4 protein-coding genes are annotated in these 2,587 nt (G+C 64.1%); 1 reads left to right on the top strand and 3 read right to left on the bottom strand.

From position 1 onward, the window contains the following. Window positions 1-107 precede the first annotated feature (107 nt). Genes tnpC through B5X69_RS20550 form a run of 3 tightly spaced genes read right to left on the bottom strand, consistent with a single transcriptional unit; the run spans window position 108 to window position 2,435 of the window. Window positions 108-1,631, bottom strand: coding sequence for an IS66 family transposase (gene tnpC, locus B5X69_RS20560; RefSeq protein WP_079640326.1), 1,524 nt, complete (start codon window positions 1,629-1,631; stop codon window positions 108-110). Window positions 1,632-1,662: 31 nt separating this feature from the next. Further along, the gene (tnpB, locus tag B5X69_RS20555) at window positions 1,663-2,019 is read right to left on the bottom strand and encodes an IS66 family insertion sequence element accessory protein TnpB (protein ID WP_079640325.1); all 357 of its coding nucleotides are present in this window, start codon (window positions 2,017-2,019) and stop codon (window positions 1,663-1,665) included. Further along, entirely contained in the window at window positions 2,016-2,435 is a 420-nt protein-coding gene (locus B5X69_RS20550) for a transposase (protein ID WP_079640324.1), read from the bottom strand. Before B5X69_RS20550 ends, tnpB begins: the two co-directional genes overlap by 4 nt. On the opposite strand from B5X69_RS20550, the gene B5X69_RS22355 reads away from it, so the two are divergent. Then, a partial coding sequence (locus B5X69_RS22355; RefSeq protein ID WP_425441542.1) for a transposase occupies window positions 2,427-2,587 on the top strand: 161 nt, incomplete at its 3' end. The genes B5X69_RS20550 and B5X69_RS22355 overlap by 9 nt on opposite strands.

Raw genomic sequence — 2,587 nt, 5'->3', positions numbered from 1 at the left:
TCCACAGATCGTGAAGATTGCCGATGCCTGCGCGGTCAAGCGGGCCGAGGAACAGCACGTGGTCCTGCGAAATTATGCCCAGACCCGCTACGGGGTAAGCGCTGTTGTCAGCCCACCTGAGCCCACGGCATGAGCTCGCGAACGTTGTTGGCGGGATATCCATTGGCGAGCTTTGTGAGCGTTTCGGTCAACCAGCTGTGCGGATTGAGACCCGAGAGTTTGCAGTTCTCGATGAGGGTTGCGATTACCGCCCAGTTGTCGCCGCCTTCGTCGGATCCCGCGAACAGGGCGTTTTTGCGATTGAGCGCGATCGGGCGGATTGCGCGCTCGACGACGTTGCTGTCGAGGTCGACGCGACCATCATCGAGAAAGCGCGAGAGCCCTTCCCAACGCGTGAGGGCGTAGCGCATGGTTTCGCCGAGCTTGCTCTTGGCACTGACCTGGCGGCTTCGAGCGTCGAGATAGCGGTGCAGATCATCGACAATCGCGCGGCTGCGTTCATTGCGCAGCTGGCGGCGCTGTTCAGCGGGCGCGCCGCGCGCCTCGGCCTCGATGGCATAGAGCGCAGCGATACGGCGCAATATCTCGGTAGCGACCGGCGAGGTGTCGGCGAGGTCGTAAAATTTGCGGCGGACATGCGCCCAGCAAAAGGCGAGACGGATCTGGTCGCTGCGCCGCGCAAGTGCGGTGTAGCCACCATAACCATCGACCTGGAGGGTGCCGGCAAAGTCACCGAGATGCGTGCCCGGCCGTTCGCTCTTGCGGTCGGCTGCATAGACATAGGCCACCATCGGGGGAGCGTCGCCGCCCCATGGTCGATCATCGCGTGCATAGGCCCATAGCTGCCCGGTCTTGGTCCGTCCGCGCCCGGGATCGAGTACCGGTGCGGTCGTCTCGTCGGCGAACAACCGTTCCGATCGTCGGAGCCGTTCGAGGATATGATCGCGCAGGGGACGCAGATACCATGCCGCCCTGCCGACCCAGTCTGCAAGGGTCGATCGATCAAGCTCGATGCCTTGGCGGGCGTAAATCTGCGCCTGCCGGTAAAGTGGGACGTGATCGGCGTATTTAGCGACCATTACCTGCGCGATCAGCGCTTCGGTCGGAAGGCCGCTCTCGACAATCCGTGCGGGAGCCTTGGCCTGCACAACCGCGCCTTCGCAGGCACGGCAGCCATAGCGCGGCCGGCGTGTCACCAGCACGCGGAACGTCGTCGGCACGACGTCGAGGCGTTCGGAGACATCTTCGCCGATCTGGTGGAGCGCGCCGCCGCAGCAGGGACAGCCCTTGTCGGTGACGTCGACGATCTGTTCGATGCGTTCAAGATGGGCCGGCAGAGCCCCGCGGTTGATCTTGCGGGGCCGCTCTGTCGGCTTGTGGCTCGCCTTGTCCCGCGCAAGCTCGGCCGCGGCTAGGGCCGTCTCGACTTCCTCGAGACCCAGTTGCAGCTGATCGGGATCAAGCTGTTCTGAACGCCGGCCGAAACGATGCCGCTGCAGGGCGTCGATGATCGCTCTCAGCCGCTCGACTTCAGCCTTGAATGTCTTGAGGACATCAAGCTCGCGGGCCTGTTCGAGGACGAGCGCGCGAAGCGCTTCAACATCATCAGGGAGGTCCGCTTCGAGGAGCATGGACGCAGTGAATCAGCTCGCGAAAGCCGCGTCAACCGGCAATCTGCGGGGCAATCGGCCGCCGGCCTCCATGGACGCGCCGCCAGTCAAGCCTCTCGATCAAAGCACCGAGCTGGGCGGCCGACAGGCGCATGACACCGTCCGCGATACCGGGCCATTTGAACCCGCCGGACTCGAGCCTCTTGGCCATCAGGCACAGACCCGTTCCATCCCACCACAGCAGCTTCACCCGGTCCGATCGCTTCGCCCGGAACACGTAGACCACCCCGGAATAGGGGTCGCCGCCATAGTCGGCTCCGATCAGCGCGGCGAGAGCGTCCGGTCCTTTACGAAAATCAACGGGACGCGTTGCGACCATCACGCGCGCGCCGGCTCCGGGCCCGATCATCGCACCGGCCGAAGGGCTTTGACGACCGCCGCCGCCAGATCCGCGTTCGCCATCGCCGAAATGCGCACGACGGCACCGTCGATGTCGATCTCAATCGCTATGTCCGTTCGCACAGGGGCATCGGCAACGATCGGGACAAACTGCGGCACAGCGTCCTGCACCTTCTTCTGCGCCTGGCATGCATAGCGTAGCTCGCGGCGCCAGGTGTAGAGCTGTGACGTGCGAATATCGTGTCGTCGGGCAAGCGCCGAAAGATTATCGCAATGTTCCGCCTCGGCAACGATCGCCAACTTCTGCTCGAGGCTCCATGCTCGGCGCCGCCCCGCCATGTTGCTGAAAACCTCGAGCCGCCGAACCGGCTCCCGCCTACCTTCAGTGCGGATGTCCAGTGCAGTCGTTAGCGCGTCATCGTCCATGCCACCGTCTCTGCCGCAATCACGCAGTCGAACAAGGTGGGAGGAAAACAGCGCTTACGCTACGGGGCGAAAAGCTGGAAATGCCAGCGCCGTGTCGTCGCCCGGATCGAGGCCAGCACGCTCGGCATGGATATCCGCTACGTCGTCACCTC

The organism is Sphingopyxis flava (assembly GCF_900168005.1).
Lineage (GTDB): Bacteria > Pseudomonadota > Alphaproteobacteria > Sphingomonadales > Sphingomonadaceae > Sphingopyxis > Sphingopyxis flava.
This window is presented reverse-complemented; position numbering and strand designations above follow the sequence as displayed.